At 63.9% G+C, this 17264-nt stretch carries 17 protein-coding genes and 1 pseudogene; 8 read left to right on the plus strand and 10 right to left on the minus strand.

The features are described from left to right. Positions 1-63: 63 nt before the first annotated feature. The 7 genes from ACR9ZN_RS14380 to ACR9ZN_RS14410 form a co-directional block, all read right to left on the minus strand. Positions 64-1323 carry an SfnB family sulfur acquisition oxidoreductase gene (locus ACR9ZN_RS14380; RefSeq protein WP_481272503.1) on the minus strand — a complete coding sequence of 420 codons (1260 nt, stop codon included), beginning with the start codon at positions 1321-1323 and terminating at the stop codon, positions 64-66. A 101-nt stretch (positions 1324-1424) separates the two neighbouring features. Next, positions 1425-2663 carry an SfnB family sulfur acquisition oxidoreductase gene (locus ACR9ZN_RS14385; protein ID WP_481272504.1) on the minus strand — a complete coding sequence of 413 codons (1239 nt, stop codon included), beginning with the start codon at positions 2661-2663 and terminating at the stop codon, positions 1425-1427. 21 nt (positions 2664-2684) lie between these two features. After that, positions 2685-3194, minus strand: a complete 510-nt coding sequence (locus tag ACR9ZN_RS14390) for a flavin reductase family protein (protein WP_454814534.1) — start codon at positions 3192-3194, stop codon at positions 2685-2687. A gap of 257 nt (positions 3195-3451) precedes the next feature. Then, positions 3452-4264 (minus strand): MetQ/NlpA family ABC transporter substrate-binding protein, encoded by an 813-nt coding sequence (locus ACR9ZN_RS14395; RefSeq protein ID WP_481272505.1) that lies wholly within the window; start codon positions 4262-4264, stop codon positions 3452-3454. 148 nt (positions 4265-4412) lie between these two features. Next, entirely contained in the window at positions 4413-5078 is a 666-nt protein-coding gene (locus ACR9ZN_RS14400; protein ID WP_434957083.1) for a methionine ABC transporter permease, read from the minus strand. Continuing rightward, positions 5068-6171, minus strand: a complete 1104-nt coding sequence (locus ACR9ZN_RS14405; RefSeq protein WP_434957084.1) for a methionine ABC transporter ATP-binding protein — start codon at positions 6169-6171, stop codon at positions 5068-5070. Before ACR9ZN_RS14405 ends, ACR9ZN_RS14400 begins: the two co-directional genes overlap by 11 nt. Continuing rightward, positions 6168-6395, minus strand: a complete 228-nt coding sequence (locus tag ACR9ZN_RS14410; RefSeq protein ID WP_434957085.1) for a hypothetical protein — start codon at positions 6393-6395, stop codon at positions 6168-6170. The genes ACR9ZN_RS14405 and ACR9ZN_RS14410 overlap by 4 nt, the downstream gene beginning before the upstream one ends. A gap of 44 nt (positions 6396-6439) precedes the next feature. Between ACR9ZN_RS14410 and ACR9ZN_RS14415 the strand changes: the two genes are divergently transcribed. Both ACR9ZN_RS14415 and ACR9ZN_RS14420 read left to right on the plus strand, forming a co-directional pair. Then, positions 6440-6649 carry a hypothetical protein gene (locus ACR9ZN_RS14415; RefSeq protein WP_481272506.1) on the plus strand — a complete coding sequence of 70 codons (210 nt, stop codon included), beginning with the start codon at positions 6440-6442 and terminating at the stop codon, positions 6647-6649. 697 nt (positions 6650-7346) lie between these two features. Then, positions 7347-8672, plus strand: coding sequence for an NCS2 family permease (locus ACR9ZN_RS14420; protein ID WP_434959660.1), 1326 nt, complete (start codon positions 7347-7349; stop codon positions 8670-8672). Between the two features lie 81 nt (positions 8673-8753). Here ACR9ZN_RS14420 and ACR9ZN_RS14425 read toward each other — a convergent pair whose 3' ends face one another. From ACR9ZN_RS14425 to ACR9ZN_RS14435, 3 genes are read right to left on the minus strand one after another with little or no spacing between them, the layout of a single operon-like run. After that, complete coding sequence (locus ACR9ZN_RS14425; RefSeq protein WP_481272507.1) at positions 8754-9557, minus strand: ATP-binding cassette domain-containing protein; 804 nt, start codon at positions 9555-9557, stop codon at positions 8754-8756. Next, entirely contained in the window at positions 9554-10366 is an 813-nt protein-coding gene (locus ACR9ZN_RS14430) for an ABC transporter permease subunit (protein ID WP_481272508.1), read from the minus strand. The genes ACR9ZN_RS14425 and ACR9ZN_RS14430 overlap by 4 nt, the downstream gene beginning before the upstream one ends. A gap of 14 nt (positions 10367-10380) precedes the next feature. Then, the gene (locus tag ACR9ZN_RS14435; RefSeq protein WP_481272509.1) at positions 10381-11337 is read right to left on the minus strand and encodes a sulfonate ABC transporter substrate-binding protein; all 957 of its coding nucleotides are present in this window, start codon (positions 11335-11337) and stop codon (positions 10381-10383) included. A 285-nt stretch (positions 11338-11622) separates the two neighbouring features. Between ACR9ZN_RS14435 and ACR9ZN_RS14440 the strand changes: the two genes are divergently transcribed. The 6 genes and pseudogenes from ACR9ZN_RS14440 (at position 11623) to ACR9ZN_RS14465 (ending at position 17255) form a co-directional block, all read left to right on the plus strand. Then, positions 11623-12666: an isopenicillin N synthase family dioxygenase gene (locus tag ACR9ZN_RS14440; protein ID WP_481272510.1), complete on the plus strand. Its 1044-nt coding sequence runs from the start codon at positions 11623-11625 to the stop codon at positions 12664-12666. 43 nt (positions 12667-12709) lie between these two features. Continuing rightward, a pseudogene (locus tag ACR9ZN_RS14445) lies at positions 12710-13965 on the plus strand (O-acetylhomoserine aminocarboxypropyltransferase/cysteine synthase family protein). A gap of 184 nt (positions 13966-14149) precedes the next feature. Then, positions 14150-15169 carry an ABC transporter substrate-binding protein gene (locus ACR9ZN_RS14450; RefSeq protein ID WP_322431304.1) on the plus strand — a complete coding sequence of 340 codons (1020 nt, stop codon included), beginning with the start codon at positions 14150-14152 and terminating at the stop codon, positions 15167-15169. Positions 15170-15178: 9 nt separating this feature from the next. Then, a complete protein-coding gene (locus tag ACR9ZN_RS14455) occupies positions 15179-16198 on the plus strand; it encodes an ABC transporter permease (RefSeq protein WP_454814549.1) in 1020 nt (339 codons plus the stop codon). Continuing rightward, positions 16198-16965 (plus strand): ABC transporter ATP-binding protein, encoded by a 768-nt coding sequence (locus ACR9ZN_RS14460; protein ID WP_481272511.1) that lies wholly within the window; start codon positions 16198-16200, stop codon positions 16963-16965. Before ACR9ZN_RS14455 ends, ACR9ZN_RS14460 begins: the two co-directional genes overlap by 1 nt. Beyond that, positions 16962-17255 (plus strand): hypothetical protein, encoded by a 294-nt coding sequence (locus ACR9ZN_RS14465; protein ID WP_434957095.1) that lies wholly within the window; start codon positions 16962-16964, stop codon positions 17253-17255. Before ACR9ZN_RS14460 ends, ACR9ZN_RS14465 begins: the two co-directional genes overlap by 4 nt. The last annotated feature ends 9 nt before the right edge of the window (positions 17256-17264 follow it).

Consider the following 17264-nt stretch of genomic DNA (forward strand, 5'->3'; position numbering starts at 1 on the left):
GTTAAGTCAGCGCTTATGGAGGTCGGGCCAATTCGGTTCGCGTGTTCATGAACGGGCTTTTGCTTAGATGGCGCCGTGGCGCGGCGGATTGATGCCGTTGAGCCAGTAGTCGCCGATGGCGCGGTATTTCCAGCGCACGGGATCGTGCACGGTGTGGGTGCGGGCGTTGCGCCAGAAACGGTCGAAGCCGAACTGGGTCTGGGTGGCGCGCGAACCGGCGAATTCGATCAGCTTGCTGCCGGCGAGCAGCGAAGCCTCGGTGGAGGCAACCTTGGCCTCGGCGACGGCTATCGAGGCGGCCGCGACCGTCTCCACCGTGGGATCGGCCACGGCGATGTCGGAAAAGCGCCCGGCCCGCTCCAGCAGCGCATCGGAGGAGGCCACACGGATCTTCACCTCGCCAATGCCGGCGATCGTATAGGGATCCTCATAGCCATGATCGAGGCCGCTGTCCTTCCAGGGACGCGCATGCTTTTTCACGAAGCTCAGCGTCTCGGCGAGCGCGGCCCGCGCGATACCGGCCTCGACGGCGGCGTGCATGATCTGCGCCACCGGCCCCATCGAGGTCGGCCGGTCGAAGACGGCCTTCAACGAAATCACCGAGAAGGGATGCACCTCGACATTGTCGAGCGTGGTCGTGCCCGAGCCGGTAACCCGCTGGCCGAAGCCTGCCCAATCGTCGATGACCTCGAGCCCCGGTGTCGACCGCGGCACGAAGGAGATGGTCGAACGCCCCTCATCGTCATTGGCCACCACGGCCACCCAATGGGCGAACAAGGCACCGGTGCAATAGAATTTGCGCCCATTGAGGCGCAGCACCGGCCCTTCTTTGCTGAGGCGGGTGTTGTGGTCCTGGGCCGTCTTGGTGCCGATTTCGGACAGGGCATTGCCGATGCGCTCGCCGGCCAGAATGCGGCCATAGAAGAAGCGCTTCTGCTCCTCGCTGCCTTCCAGGCGCAGGGCATGCAGGATGAAGAAGTGGTTCTGCGGAATCTGGCCGATCGAACCATCCGCCGCGGAGAGAAGCGCAATCACCTCCGCCAGAGTGCCGGATGATACCTCGGCGCCACCATAAGCCTTCGGCACGGTGATGGCGAGCAGGCCGGCATCGGACAGCCAGTCGAGTTCCTCATAGGGCAGGCGCCGCTCGCGATCCCGTTCGATCGCGGTCTCGGCGATGCGGGCCGCGACCTTGCGCGCGGCAGCGAGTGCCTCGGCGTCATCCTTGATGATATGGGCCTTGCCGGCCCGCAAGGCAGGTGCCTTGAACGCAACCAGGCGCTCAGGTGGGGTATCGGCGGTCAGGGCGGCGGCAGTGGGCATGATTTAGTCCTATTCCGGGTGCGCGGGCGTCTCGCCCGCTCTTCCTTCCGGCTTATTCGATGTTTCCAAGGACGGGCGAGACGCCCGCGCACCCGGAGAAATCAACTCCAGGGGTGGCGCGGCGGGCTCACGCCGTTCAGGGCGTGATTGCCGACATGGAAGAATTTCCAGCGTACCGGATCATGCAGCGTGTGGGTGCGGGCATTGCGCCAATGCCGGTCCAGATTGTACTGGCCCAGGGTCGAGCGCGTACCGCCGAGTTCGTGCAGCTTGTTGGTGGCGAGGATGGCGATCTCGGTGGTCAGCACCTTGGCCTCGGCAACCGCGACGGCAGCCGCCGTCACGCCCTCCTCGGTCGGCTGCTCCACGATCGCGTCGACAGCCCGCCCGGCCTTCTCCAGCAGGGCCTCGGCGGCATGCAGCTTGATCTTGAGATCGCCGATCTGGGCGATGGTGAAGACATCCTCATAACCGTGCTCCTGGCCGCTATCGATCCAGGGCCGAACGTTGTTGCGCACGAACTTGATGGTCTCCTCGATAGTGCCGCGCGCAATGCCGGCATCGACGGCGGCCTGGATGATCTGGGAGACCGCCCCGTTGGTCGAGGGATTCTCGCCGCCGAGATAGGCCGGTATGACGCCCTCGGGGCCAACCCGGACATTGTCGACGCGGACATTGCCGCTCGCCGTGGTGCGCTGCCCGAAACTCGACCAATTGTCGATGATATCAAGGCCTTCGGCATCGCGAGGCACGATGGCCAGATGCACCTTGCCGGCGGGATCGACGGCGCCGATATGGATGTAATGCGCGAACAGCGCTCCGGTGGCGTAGAACTTCTCGCCCTTGACCCGGTAGCCATCGCCATCGGGCGTGAGCGTGGTCTCGAAGGCACCGACATGCTTGGACTTGGCCTCGGAGAAGGCGTTGCCGAGCCGGTAGCCCGAGAGCACGCGGTCGAACCATAATTTCTTCTGCTCTTCCGACGCGGTGGCCCTGATAACGTCCACGGCGGCGAGATGGTTCTGCGGGATCTGGCCGATGGAAGGATCCGCCGCCGAGATCAGCTTGATCACCTCCGTCAGCGTCACCCAGGAGACGCCGGCACCGCCATAGGATTTGGGAATGGTTATTCCCCAAAGGCCGCTCTTGGAGAAACGGTCGAGTTCCACCGCCGGCAGAAGCCGTTCGCGATCGCGCAGCGCCGCCTCGGCCGCGAATTCCGCCGCCAGAGTCGTGGCAATCTCGATCGCCTCGGCATCGGACGTGATGACATGGGCCTTAGGCTGGAGATCGAATTGAGGTGGCTCGGAGGTGAGCGGCGGCGCAACGGAAATGGTCATGGTGATCCCGGTCTTCTTGAATCAGGCAGGATGGAAGCCGCCATAGCCGCCCTGGGCATAGACGAGCGGCCTGCCATCGGCGGTGCGAATACCGCGTACGGCACCGATGATGATGGAATGGCTGTGGCGGTCGATGAACTCCTCGACCTCGCAATCGACGGAGGCGAGCGCCCCCTCCAGCGCCAGGGCGCCGGTGAAGAGGCGGTTCCAGCCGGCGTTTTCGTACCGGGCCACCCCCTTGATGCCGCCCCGCCCCGCGAAGCGATCGGCGACGTGGCGCTGGTGGTCGGCCAGGATGTTCACGCAATAATGGCCATAGCGGCGGATGATCGGCCAGGCCGAGGCATCGCGGTTGACGCAGATGATCATGGTCGGTGGTTCGACCGACAGCGACACGGCCGAGGTCGCCGTGAGGCCGGTACGCTCGTCCCCCTCACCCGCAGTGATGACGCTGACGCCGCCAGCCACCAGCCGCATGGCGTCGCGCAGATTCGGTGCCGTAACCGGCGGCAGCTTCACGGCGATATTCATGTTCGTATCCGTCATCTGAAAGAAGCAGTGGAGGCCTCGCCTCCCCTTTCGCTGGCACCCAACGGCGCATCGTGGGCGGATGGTGCAACAGCGATAAACTTATGTCTATAGATTTTATAGAATTTATGGCCAAAAAATTCGAGAGCTTCTGCTCTCGCCTGGGGCCCGACCCGCTTGCAGCCGATGACGATCATCGGGCTGAGTGCGGTCCGGAAGTGGGTGCGCCAACCGTCAGCCGGCGCACCCCTGAAACGATCTTACCAGGCCGGCTGGATCGCGCCCTTGAAGTTGGCGTTGATGAAATCGGCCACTTCCTGATTCTGGTAGGAGGCGACCAGCTTCTTGAAGATCGGCTTGTCCTTGTCGGCTTCGCGCACGGCGATGAAGTTGCCATACGGATTGTTGGTGCGGCTCTCCTGGATCAGCGCATCCTTGGCCGGCGTCAGGCCGGCGCCGAGGGCGTAGTTGGTGTTGATCACCGCACCGTCGAGATCGGGCAGCAGATTGGCGAGCTGCGAGGCCTCGATCTCCTTGAATTCCACCTTCTTGGGATTGTCGGTGACGTCGAGCACGCTCGGCACCTGGCCATCGGCGGTCTTCAGCTTGATCAGGCCATTGGCCTCAAGGAGCTTGAGGGCGCGGCCGCCATTGGAGGGATCATTGGGAATGCCGATGACGGCGCCTTCCTTCAGGTCGGCGAAGGCCTTCAGCTTCTTCGAATAGAGGGCGATCGGCTGCACCAGCGTATAGCCGATCGGCACGATCTTGTAGCCGCGGGCCGCGATCTGGCTATCGAGATAGGGCTTGTGCTGGAAGGCGTTGGCATCGAGGTCGCCCTTCTCCAGCGCCTCGTTGGGAATGGCGAAGTCGGAGAAGGAAACCAGTTCGATATCGAGCCCATCCTTGGCGGCAACCTTCTTGGCCACCTCCCAGATGCGCTCCTCGTCGCCACCCATGACGCCGAGCTTGAGCTTGTCGGCAGCAAAGGCCGCACCGGCGGGAGCGAGGGCAAAGACCAGGGCCAGGGCAGCACCGGCGAGGCGGCGGCGCGTCAATGTGTAGGCGGACATGGGAGTCTTTCCTGTTTTAGATAGACGTTGAATCATGTCGAGAGGCACTGGAAATGACTCTCGGTTCCGTCTCGCAAATCACTGCGTTTACCCAATAATTTGCGAGGTGTTCAGGTCTCGGATGCCTCGGCATCTGCGAGACTCGATATCAGTCCTGCCGCACGCGCTTGTTGAGTTTCCGAGCGGCCAGGTCACCCGCCGACTGCACGCCCTGCACGAGCAGGATGAGGATGACCACCACCGCCCCCATCACTTCGGGCATGAAGCGCTGATAGCCATAGCGGATGGCGACATCCCCCAGGCCGCCGCCACCGACTACGCCGGCCATGGCCGAATAGCCGATCAGGCTGACCGTGGTGAGGGTGAGGCCGAGCACGAGACCCGGCAGGGCCTCGGGAAACAGCACCTTGCGGATGATCTGGAACGGTGTGGCCCCGAAGGAGCGCGCCGCCTCAATCAGCCCGGCATCGACCTCGCGAATGGCGCTTTCCACGATACGGGCGATGAAGGGAGCGACCGCGATCGTCAACGGCACGATCACGCCTTTCAGGCCGATCGAACTGCCGACCACGAAACGCGTGAACGGAATGATCGCGACAATGAGAATGATGAAGGGCACCGAGCGCACGGCATTCACGATGGCGCCGAGCACGGCATTGGCCTTGGGTGAAGCCAGCAACTCGCCACGCCGGCTGGTGGCCAGGAAGATGCCGAGGGGCAAACCGAAAAGCGTACCGAACAGGATGGAGACACCCACCATGATCAGGGAATCGCCGGTGGCATCACGAATGACTCTGAGGATTTCAGGCGACATAGCCAATCACCTCCCCTTGCAGATTGAGCCTCTCCACCGCCGCGACCACGGCAAGCCGGGTTGCCTCGTCGCCTGGCACCGAAACCAGGAGTGCTCCGAAGGGCTCGCCACCGATCGTATCGATGCGACCGGCCAGGATATTGATGTCGATGCCGAGAATGGTGGTGAGACGGCTGACCACCGGCGCTGTAGCATGCGAGCCGGTGAAGGTGATGCGCAGCACCGCGTGGCTGCCCGGGCTCGGCTGGTCGGCGAGGCGCCGGGCCAGATCGGCCGGCAGTTCGACACCGGTGACACCGCGCACGAAACTGGCCGTGGTGGCATGGCGCGGCTGGGTCAACACCTCGAAGGCGCGCCCCGTCTCGATCAGCTTGCCGGCCTCGAGCACGGCAACCCGATGGCAGATCTCCTTGATCACCGACATTTCATGCGTGATCAGCACGATGGTGACGCCGAGGCGCTGGTTGATATCGGCGAGCAGGGCCAGGATGGAGGCCGTCGTCTCCGGGTCGAGCGCCGAGGTCACCTCGTCGCCAAGCAGGATCTTGGGCCGGGTCGCCAAGGCGCGGGCGATGCCGACGCGCTGCTTCTGGCCGCCCGACAGCTCCGCCGGATAACGGTTGCGCTTGTCTGCCAGCCCGACCAGATCGAGCAGCGGTTCGACGCGCTCCCGGATCTCGGCGGCGGCGATACCGGCCACTTCCAGGGGAAGCGCCACATTCTCGAAGACTGTGCGCGAGGATAAAAGATTGAAGTGCTGGAACACCATGCCGATGGACCGGCGGACCGGGCGCAACTGGCTTTCGCTGAGGGCATCGACCTCGATGCCGTCGACGACGACGCGACCATTGGTCGGCCGCTCCAGCCCGTTGATCAGCCGCAGCAGCGTCGATTTACCGGCACCGCTGCGCCCGATCACGCCGAAGATCTCGCCGCGCGGAATCTCCAGGCTGAGATCGTCGAGCGCGAACACGGCAGAACTGCCCTTGCGCGCGGCGAAGGAACGCGACACGCGTTCGAAGCGCACGATCGGTTCGACTGCCTCCACCTCACCAGGCAAGGTCAGGCTTTCCACTCTCACAGGTGCGTTCACGCCACCAACTCCTCCATGAGGGAGTGCAGGCGCCTGGCAACCTGGCCAGAGAGATAGCGTTCGGCATCACGCGGACCCACGAAGGTCATGCCGTCGAAACGGCTGAAGCGCCGGCTCGCAGCATGAAACGCAAAGCGGCGCGCCTGGGGTTCGCGCACCACGATGCCGACAGCGGCACCGGAGATCTCAATAACATAGGATTCGGAATTGGAGGGATGAGACATGATAAGGCCGCCACTTGGTGGCGCTCCGGAAAGACAGGGAATGCATGCGTTCAGACCAGCTTCAACAACAACAGCTGCAACACATCTTTCCGTCTGGCTTTTTGATACCTGTCCCGCTGATCGCGATCATGGGTCACTTCCTGTTTGGAGCCCACGACATCAGCCGTGGCGCTTTAGCGTTTGATGACGCGGCGCAAGCTGCACGCTCAAATGCCCGCGATCGACTCCGTGAGAAGCCGATGACACAAAAATAAATAGTCCACAAAATTAGTCAACTGTTGTTCGTGGATTTTTTTGGTCTCCACGAACTTCGTTTGTTCCCTCCATAGACACTGACTTGCATGAACTCAATGTGCCGTAATGATCGGACAAAAAGACGGTCGGCCAGTCAGTAACTCATCGGACCAATGGCCAACCCCACAGGCACGCTGTATAGTGAGCGTAATTCCATGCTGTATGCCAGCAAGGCCGCTGCGCAAGGTGGATGAGAGCCCAGCGCAGCCCCATGCAAGGCGGATCGAGAACGGCGCTCATCCCCGAAGGCCTCTGCAAGTCGCGCGGAAACCCTCCACTTCCCTCCCCCTTCTCTTACAAATAATTGCGAAAGACCTTCCAGCTTAGCCGGCTGTTGAAAGCCTTGTGTCTCTAGGCAAAGCAACGGAGAAAGGAATGGTTTGAAGCTGGTATCTTGCCGCGTCGAACGAATGGCAGCCACCATCCCCTCGTGGGAAGAACAATCCGGCGGGCGCCACAGCTGATGTTTTCGGGTCGGAACATGGTTCCCGCCCGAAAGCACCAGCAAAAAACTTGAGAAGACGCAGCAATTTCTGGTCTCATCCTTTGGGTTGAAGCAGAAATGCTGCTTAGGGAGTCATAACGCTCGGCAGAGGCCAGCCCCGAACAGGCGATCGAGATCGCTTTACAGGGATGGCCAGACGCGCGACCAAGGTCATGCGCGTGCCGCAAGAGAGGAAGCAAACCGTGCTGGACGCGTTTTTCAAACTGAAGGAACAGGGCACCTCGGTGCGGACGGAGGTGATCGCCGGCATCACCACCTTCCTCACCATGGCCTATATCATCTTCGTCAATCCGGAGATCCTGTCGACCACCGGCATGGACCGCAATGCGGTCTTCGTCGCGACCTGCCTGGCCGCGGCCCTCGGCTCGCTGATCATGGGCTTGGTCGCCCGCTGGCCGATCGGCATGGCGCCGGGCATGGGCCTGAACGCCTTCTTCGCCTTCACCGTCGTCGGCACCATGGGCTTCACCTGGCAGCAGGCGCTGGGCGCGGTGTTCATCTCCGGCTGTATCTTCCTGGTCCTGACCGTCACCGGCGTGCGCAGCTGGTTGATCGCCGGCATTCCGCACTCGATGCGATCGGCCATCGCGGCCGGTATCGGCCTGTTCCTCGGCATCATCGCCCTCAAGAGCTCGGGCATCGTGGTCGCCAGTCCCGCCACACTGGTTACCCTGGGCTCGCTCAAGGAGACCGGCACACTGCTGGCCATCCTCGGCTTCTTCATCATCGCGGCGCTCGACGTACTCAAGGTTCGCGGCGCCATCCTGATCGGCATTCTCGTCATCACCGCGCTTTCGATCGCACTCGGCGTCAGCAAGTTCGGCGGCGTCATCTCCATGCCGCCCTCCATCCTGCCGACCTTCCTGCAGCTCGACCTGGTCGGCGCCATGCATGCGGGCCTGGTGCATGTCATCCTGGTATTCGTGCTGGTCGAGGTGTTCGACGCCACCGGCACGCTGATCGGCGTTGCCAAGCGCGCCGGCCTGATCCAGCCCGACAAGCCCAACCGCCTCGGCCGCGCTCTGCTGGCCGACAGCTCCGCCATTCTCGCCGGCTCGCTGCTGGGTACCTCCTCGACCACCGCCTATGTTGAAAGCGTGTCCGGCGTGCAGGCCGGCGGGCGCAGCGGCCTCACCGCCATCGTCATCGCCATCCTGTTCCTGGCCGCGCTGTTCTTCTCGCCGCTCGCCGGTTCCGTGCCTGTTTACGCCACTGCGCCCGCTCTGCTCTACGTGGCCTGCCTGATGATGCGCGAACTGCTCGAAGTGGAGTGGGACGACATCACCGAGGCCGCTCCGGCCGCGCTGACCGCGCTGATGATGCCCTTCACCTATTCGATCGCCAACGGCCTCGCCTTCGGCTTCATCAGCTATTGCGCTCTCAAGACCCTCACCGGCCGGCCCGGCCAGGTGCATCTCGCCACCTGGCTGGTCGCCGCTCTTTTCGTCGTCCGCTTCGCCTTCTTCGCGGGCGGTTGAGCCTCCGATCCTCGGACATAGCACAAGCGAAAAGGCCAGGGCAGCATGCTTGCCCTGGCCTTTTTCATATCGGCAGAAGGATCAAACGTAGGACAGCACGCAGCTCGCCAGCTTGGCCGTCCGCTCGTCATCGCGACGCGGGCGCGGCAGGTCGATGGCCAGGTCGAGCGCCACGGCGCCTTCGCGCAGCACGATCACCCGATCCGCCAGCGCTACCGCTTCCGACACGTCGTGCGTGATGAGGATGGCGGTGAAGCCGTGCTCGCGCCAGATCCGCGACAGCAATTGATGCATCTCCACCCGCGTCATGGCGTCGAGCGCGCCGAAGGGCTCGTCGAGCAGCAGGATGTCGGGCCGGCTGACCAAGGCGCGCGCCAGCGCGACACGCTGTCTCTGCCCGCCGGACAACACGCTCGGCCATTCATTGGCCCGATCCCCCAGCCCCACCTCATCGAGCGCGGCCTGCGCTAGGCCGCGCCAGTTCGGACCGCGGGCGATGCCGACATTGCCGATCACGCGCTGCCAGGGCAGCAGCCGCGCGTCCTGGAACATCAGACGGGCTCCGGCATGCGCACCTTGCGCGGCTGCCCCGCCGATCGCCACCTCGCCGGCGCTGGGGCGGTCGAGGCCCGCAATGAGGCGCAAAAGCGTGGATTTGCCGCCGCCCGAACGCCCGACGACGGCGACGAACTCGCCCGGCTTGATGGTGAGATTGAGCCTGTCGAGCACGACGCGGTGATCGAAGGCTTTGGATGCCCCTTTCAGCTCGATCGCCAATCCCTTGGGTTTGGGGGACGGCGCGACGAAATTCGACGGCGCCAGGCTGTTGCGGGTCAATTCGGGAGTGAAATAGCCGTCTTCGACATGGAGCAGAGCGTGGGTCAAGCTAGTGCCTCCCGGCGGGGTCGCGCATAGGTGGGATGCCATTGCAGGGCGGCCTGTTCGAGCAGCTTCACCAGCGTGTCGGAGAGCTTGCCGAGCACGGCATAGATGATCACGCCGAGCAGGATGACGTCCGTCTGCAGGAATTCGCGGGCATTCATGGTCATGTAGCCGATGCCCGATGAAGCGGAGATGGTCTCAGCCACGATCAGCGTCAGCCACATGATGCCAAGGCCGTAGCGCAGGCCCACGAAGACCGACGGCAGGGCGCCCGGCAGGATCACCCGCCAGAATCGCGCCACCGGGCCCAGGCCGTAGACACGAGCCATCTCGGTGAGATGCGGATCGATGGTGCGGATGCCGTGATAGGTATTGATGTAGACGGGAAAGAGCACGCCGAGGACGACCAGGAAGATCTTGGCGCTCTCGCCGATGCCGAACCACAGGATCACCAGCGGAATGATGGCAAGGTGCGGCACGTTGCGCAGCATCTGCAGGGTGGAGTCGAGCAAGAGCTCGGCCGGGCGCCAAACGCCATTGGCGACGCCGAGCGCGAAACCGATGAGGCCGCCAATGGCAAGGCCCTGCAATGCGCGTCCGGCGCTGACGCCAACATTGTGCAGGAGGCTGCCATCCTGGAGCGTCTGCCAGAAGGCGAGCGCCACCGCACTCGGTGCCGAGAGCACCCGCGCCTGCAGCCAGCCGAGATCGGCGGCAAGCTCCCAGCCGGCCAGCAGCAGCACGGGCAGCAGCCAAGGAATCAATCGTCCAACCAGGCGCTGGGTCAGCCCATTGATGCGTTGCGATGCCATCGGTCCCTCCCTGCTCAGAGCGTCACGCCGGGACGTAGCGCGTCGGCGATCTTGATCGCCTTCGGGATGAGGCCGAGCTCATGAAAGGTGTCGGCAATCTGCTGCTGGGCGGCCACCGTCTCGGCAGTGATCGGCTGCACGTTCCAGGACTGCCGGCCGAGCGCCAGCTTGAGCACCGGCGCGGGAATGCCGACGGCGGGGGCGAGTTCCTTCGCCGCCTCGTCGACATGGTCCTTGGCCCATTGGTCGATCTCATTGATGGCGGCCAGGACGGCGTCGATCGCGGCCGGATTGGCCTCGGTGAAGGAGCGTTCACCCAGATAGAATTGCCGGTTGGCGACCAGTCCCTCGCCATTGGCGAGCTGGCGCGCTTCGACGGCGATCTCGGCCGCTGCCTGGAAGGGGTCCCAGATCACCCAGGCATCGATGTCGCCATGCTCGAAAGCGGCTCGTGCATCGGAAGGCGTCAGGAACACGGTCTGAATGTCGCCATAGGCCAGGCCCGCCTTCTCCAGCGCCTTGACCAGGAGATAGTGAACGTTCGATCCCTTGTTGAGCCCGACCTTCTTGCCCTTCAGCTCCGCCACCGATTGCAGCGGGCTATCCTTGCGCACCAGGATCGCCTCGCTGAGGGGGGCAGCCGGTTCGTTGGCGACATAGACCAGGGGTGCGCCAGCGGCCTGGGCAAAGATCGGCGGAGCCTCACCGGTGATGCCGAAATCGAGCGCGCCGACATTCAGGGCTTCCAGCAATTGCGGCCCACCGGGAAACTCCGTCCAGGTCACGCCGAAGCCGAGCGGCTCGAGCTTGCGTTCCAGATTACCGCGCGCCTTGAGCAGCAGGAAGGTGCCGTATTTCTGATAGCCGACACGCACCGTCTTCGTCGCGGCGCGCGCGGGTCCAAGGGCGGCGGTCACGGCAAGTGCGGGCGCGGCGGCAAGCAGGAAGCGGCGGGTCCAGAGCGCGGTCATCAGGTCATCCTTAGGCATATCGGCCTCTATAATCCCAATAGTTGATAGATTTAGTCAATAATTAATTTCCCGCCCCAGCTGCATGGAATTTGGCCTGCAATCCGGCCTCTTCTTCCAGTGCGGACCGTTCACGATCTGATTCCGTTCTGGTACCTAACTCTCTGGCCGAAAGACGTTATTTCGGCAGTCCGTCGTTATAATTCTATATAGTCTATAAAATCAGTTGACTTATAAATACCGCCATGGTCGATTTCACACAGAGATTCAACCAGACGGTCCAACGCCATGACGACTTCAGCCGAAAGCCTGCCTATCCTCGATTTCCGCTGGTTCGAGGCCGGGCCGGCGGAACGCAAGGCCTTCCTGGAGGACCTGCGCGAGGCGGCCCGCGGCCCCGGCTTCTTCTACCTGACCGGTCACGGCATCCCCCAGCAGTTGATCGGTGACGTGCTGCGCCTGTCACGTCGCTTCTTCGACCTGCCCGAACAGGACAAGCTGGCGATCGAGATGATCAAGTCGCCGCATTTCCGCGGCTATAACCGGGCCGGTTTCGAGCATACGCGCGGCAAGCCGGACTGGCGCGAGCAGGTCGACATCGGCGCCGAGAAGAGGGCCCGTCCCCTCGACCCCGCAACCCCGGCCTGGCACCGCCTGCAAGGTCCCAATCAATGGCCCGCAGCCCTGCCCGAATTGCAGCTCATCACGCTGCGCTATCTCAGTGAAATCACCCAGCTCGGCGTTCGTGTCCTCAGTGCCTTCGCGCTTGCCTTGGGCCAGAAGGCTGATGCCTTCGAGCCGATCTACACACCCGAACCCAACCAGCTCCTCAAGATCGTGCGCTATCCCGGCCGCGAGGCCAGCGAGGGCGACCAGGGCGTCGGTGCCCACAAGGATTCGGGTTTCCTCACGCTGCTGCTGCAGGATGTGCAGGGTGGCCTGCAGGTCGAGGGAGAGCATGGCTGGATCGAGGCACCGCCCATTCCCGGCACTTTCGTCGTCAATATAGGCGAGATCCTTGAACTGGCTTCGAACGGCTATCTGCGCGCCAACATCCATCGCGTCGTCTCGCCGCCCGCCGGAACCGACCGACTGTCGGTGCCCTTCTTCCTCGGCGCCAATCTCGAAGCCGAAGTACCGTTGCTGACGCTTGCACCGGAACTCGCAGCCGAAGCACGCGGCTTGACGCATGACCCGCTCAATCCGCTCTTCCGCGAGGCCGGACGCAACTATCTCAAGAGCCGCCTGCGCTCTCACCCCGACGTCGCCCGCCGCCACCATTCCGACCTGATCGATACCAGCAAAACCGCACAGGTCGCGTCCGCCTACTGATCCGAAACTACTGACCTCAAGCCCCTCCTCCGGAGCCATTCGCATGACCACCGACTCCCGGCATTTCGAAACCCTCGCTCTGCATGGCGGCAGCTATCGCGCCGATCCGGCCACCGGTGCGGTGGCGGTGCCGATCTACCAGACCACCTCCTACCAGTTCCAGGATACCGGCCACGCCGCGCGCCTCTTCGCGCTCGAGGAGCTCGGCAACATCTATACGCGCGTACAGAACCCGACGACCGACGCGCTGGAACAGCGCATTGCCGCCCTCGAGGGCGGCGCGGCCGCCCTGGCTGTCTCGTCGGGGCAGACGGCCTCGGCCTATTCGATCCTCAACCTCGCCCAGGCCGGCGACAATATCGTCTCGTCCACCGACCTCTATGGCGGCACCTGGACCCTGTTTGCTTCGACCCTCAAGCAGTTCGGCGTCGAGGTCCGCTTCGTCGATCCCTCCGATCCGGAGAATTTCCGCCGGGCGAGCGACGACAAGACCCGCGCCTTCTATGCCGAGACGCTGCCCAATCCCAAGCTGCAGGTGCTGGCAATCCGCGAGATCGCCGACATCGGCCGCTCGATCGGCATTCCCCTCATCGTCGACAATACCGCCGCGCCGCTGATCGCCCGCCCGCTCGAACATGGCGCAGCCGTCGTGGTCTATTCGGCGACTAAATACATCGGCGGCCATGGCACCTCCATCGGCGGGCTGATCGTCGATGGCGGCAATTTCCCCTGGGAAGACCATGCCGAACGCTTCCCGCTGCTGACCCAGCCGGACGAGGCCTATCACGGCGCCATCTGGACCGAGGCCGCCAAGCCGCTCGGGCCGATCGCCTATATTCTGCGCGTGCGGGTGAAGCTCCTGCGCGACGTCGGCGCGGCCCTGTCGCCCTTCAACGCCTTCCAGCTGCTGCAGGGGCTGGAAACCCTGCCGCTGCGCCTGCGCCAGCACAATGAGAACGCCATCAAGGTGGCGGACTTCCTCGCCAAGCACCCAGGCGTCAGCCATGTCATCTTCCCCGGCTCAAGGGCGGTGTCGAGGCCGGCAAGCGCTTCATCGACGCACTCAAATTGCTCTACCACGTCGCCAATATCGGCGATGCCCGCTCGCTCGCCATCCACCCGGCCTCGACCACCCATCAGCAGCTGACGCCGGAAGACCAGCTCGCGACCGGGGTGACGCCCGGCTATGTGCGCCTGTCCATCGGCATCGAGCACCCGGACGACATCATCGCCGACCTGACGCAGGCCCTGGCCACTGCCGAAGACGAGCACGACGCCGCGGAACGTAAGGCGGCCTAAAACATCGCTCGAGAATAGCGCCTGTCATCCCCGGCCGAGCCTCACAAGCTTGCTTGTGAGTGCGAGGGGAAGGGGGTCCAGGAACTGAAGGGCTCGACTGATGGCCCCTGGATCCCCTTCCCTCGCTTCGCTCGCCGGGGATGACACAGTCTTTTCACCGCCCAGCCGGCCACGGATGAAACCCATGTCCAAACTCCCCACTTTCTCGCGCCGCAGGGCGCTCAAACTGGCCGGAACGGCCGGTGCCCTCGCCTCCCTCGGCGCCGTCGGTGGCCGGATCTTCTCGCCCGCCATCGCGGCGCCAGCGCCCAAGATCCGCCTGGCCTGGACGGAGGTGGCTGCCTGCCACTCGCCGCTCGGCTTCGGCGTGGCCAAGGGCATCTACGCCAAGCACAATCTCGACGTCGAGTTGTTCTACCAGGGCGCCAGCGGCCAGACGCTGATCCAGGCTCTCGCCACCGGCAAGGCCGATGCCGGCGCCGGCCTGATCGGAGACTGGCTGAAGCCCCTGGAGCAAGGTTTCGACGTCAAGCTCTTCGTCGGCTCCCATGGCGGCTGCCAGCGCCTGCTCACACGCAAGGATTCCGGCATCAAGACGCTGGCGGACGCCAAGGGCAAGACCATCGCCACCTATGGCATCGGCGCTCCGCCCCAGGTCGCTTTCCAGGTCAGCTTCGCCAAGGCCGGGCTCGATCCGGAAACCGACGTGACCTGGAAGGCTGTGCCCTTCGATCTCGTCGGCGAGACGCTGAACCGAGGCGATGTCGATCTTGCCGCCCATCTCGATCCCTGGGCCTGGGCCATCGAGAAGCAATTCGGCTTCACCAAGATCGCCGACACCCAGACGGGTTATTACGAGAACCACACCTGCTGCGTCCTCGGCGCCAACGGCCCCTTCCTGGAAGCGAACAAGGATGCGCTGCGTCGCCTCGCCGAGGCGAATATCGAGATCCATGAATATACCGCCAACCATCCCGACGAGGTGGCGCAATGGTATTTCGAAACGCTCAAGCCCGCCGGCCTGACGACCGCTCAGCTTACCGAAATCCTGGGAACGCTGGTCTACCACAACCATCCGATCGGCCAGCCGCTGATCGACCAGATCCGCCTGGCGGCTGAAGATCTCAAGCTGGTCAAAGTGCTCGATCCCACCACCGATCCCAAGGAGTTCGCCGAGCGGATCACCATCAACCTGCTCGCCTGAGGTCTTGTCATGAGCGATACCCTGCGCGCGCCCAACTCCGGAGTCCTCAAGGCGAGGCCGCCTTCACAGGCTTCCCTGCAGGCCCTCTGGAACGGCGTGTGGAAGCATGGGCTGCTTGCCTCGGCCGCTCTGGCGGCCACTGCGGGCATCACGATCGGCTTGCCCGACGTGGTCCCCTGGGGCAGCGCTGGTCTGTTCGCCGCCCTTACCGGCACAGCGGCGCTGGTCTTCCTGGCCCTAGCCTTTGCCGTGCACCGTCTTGGCGGGCTGGGACGCACGCTGCTGCATTACGGTCCCTGGTTCGCTGCCATCGGCGTCTGGCTGGCGCTGTGGGAACTCTCGACAGCCAAGACCGGCTGGCTGCCCAAGCCGTTCTTCTCGCCTCCGCATGGCCTGCTCCACGTCTACGTCACCGAGAGCCAGCGCCTTCTGATCTGCATCGCCTATTCGCTGCGCCTGTGGTCCGCCGGCTTCTTCTGCGGCATCGCCGTCGGCTATGGGCTCGGCATTGCGCTGGGCTGGTCGAAGCGCTTCAGCTATTGGGGCATGCCGATCCTCAAGCTGATCGGCCCGGTTCCGGCCACGGCCTGGATCCCCTGCACCTTCTATTTCTTCCCCAATACCTTCGATGCCAGCGTGTTCATCGTGGCGCTTGCCTCCGGCATTCCCGTCGCCATCCTGACGGCCTCCGGCGTCGCTTCGGTCAACCGGGCCTATTACGACGTCAGCCGCATCTTTGGCGCCAAGAGCTGGTATCTGATCCGCAACATCGCCATTCCCGCCTCCCTGCCACATGTCTTCGTTGGCCTGTTCATGGGCCTCTATTACTCATTCGCAGTCCTGGTGGTCGCCGAGATGCTCGGCGCCAAATACGGGCTCGGCTGGTACATCCAGTTCCAGACCGCCTATTCGGGCTATGCCAACGTCTACGCAACGCTGCTGATCATGTCCGTCATCTGCGCCGGTATCGTGAAGCTGCTCTTCGTGCTGCGCGATCGCCTCCTCACCTGGCAGAAGGGCTTCATCTGATGGCTGTCTCCGGCCACAGCATCGGCATCGACGTCCACGGCGTCAGCCATCATTTCGATCTCTCGGGCGCGGAACTGCCCGTACTGGATGGCATCGATCTCAAGGTCGCGCCCGGCGAATTCGTCGCCCTGCTCGGTCCCTCGGGGTGTGGCAAGTCCACCCTTCTTCGCCTGATCGCAGGATTGGAGCCCCCCGCCACCGGCACGATCCTGGCCGACGGCAACGCGGTCGGGGCACCCGATCCCTCCCGCATCCTGGTCTTCCAGGACCCGACCCTGTTTCCCTGGCTCACCGTCCGCAAGAATGTCGCGGCCGGGCTGGAGGCGCGCGGCGTGCTCGCCCGTCAGCGCCATCGCATAGGCCATGCCTTGTCTCTGGTCGGGCTCGAGCGCTTCGCCGATGCCTATCCCCACCAGCTTTCGGGCGGCATGGCCCAACGAGCCTCGCTCGCAAGGGCCCTGGTGCACGACCCCGCGCTGCTGCTGCTCGACGAGCCGCTGGGCAAGCTCGATTCCCTGACGCGCCTCGCCCTGCAGGACGAGTTGGTGTCGCTATGGCAGCGCACGGGCTTCACGGCGTTGCTCGTGACCCATGACGTCGAAGAGGCGCTGCTGCTCGCGTCGCGCGTTATCGTGTTCTCCGACCGGCCCGCGCGGATCAAGGCGGAATTTCCTATCGACAAGCCCTATCCCCGCCATCGCGACGACGTGGACCTGGTGCATCTGCGCCGGGAAATTCTGGCGGCGCTGGGATTGGTCCTTTCATGAGCGTCCTGCCCTTATATCCGCGAATTCTCCTCATCCTGGGTGTAGCCATCGTCACCCTGTCCTTGCTCTGGTGGTGGATTACCTACAGGGATGTGATCGGCTACAATTATCTCTCGCTTCCCGATGCTGGGCTTTGCCTTGTCAGCAACAGCGATATTTGCCAGCTTGCGAAATCGCTGTGTCGCGGCACCCACCCTCTGGCGATCGTGGCCTATTGGTCGGCCAGCCTGTGGATCGGTGTCGCGGCGCTCTGCGCCAGCCTCGCGACGGGGACGGCACGAGACGCCTGAACAAAGACT

The organism is Labrys sp. HAY1-8F, from assembly GCF_056754975.1.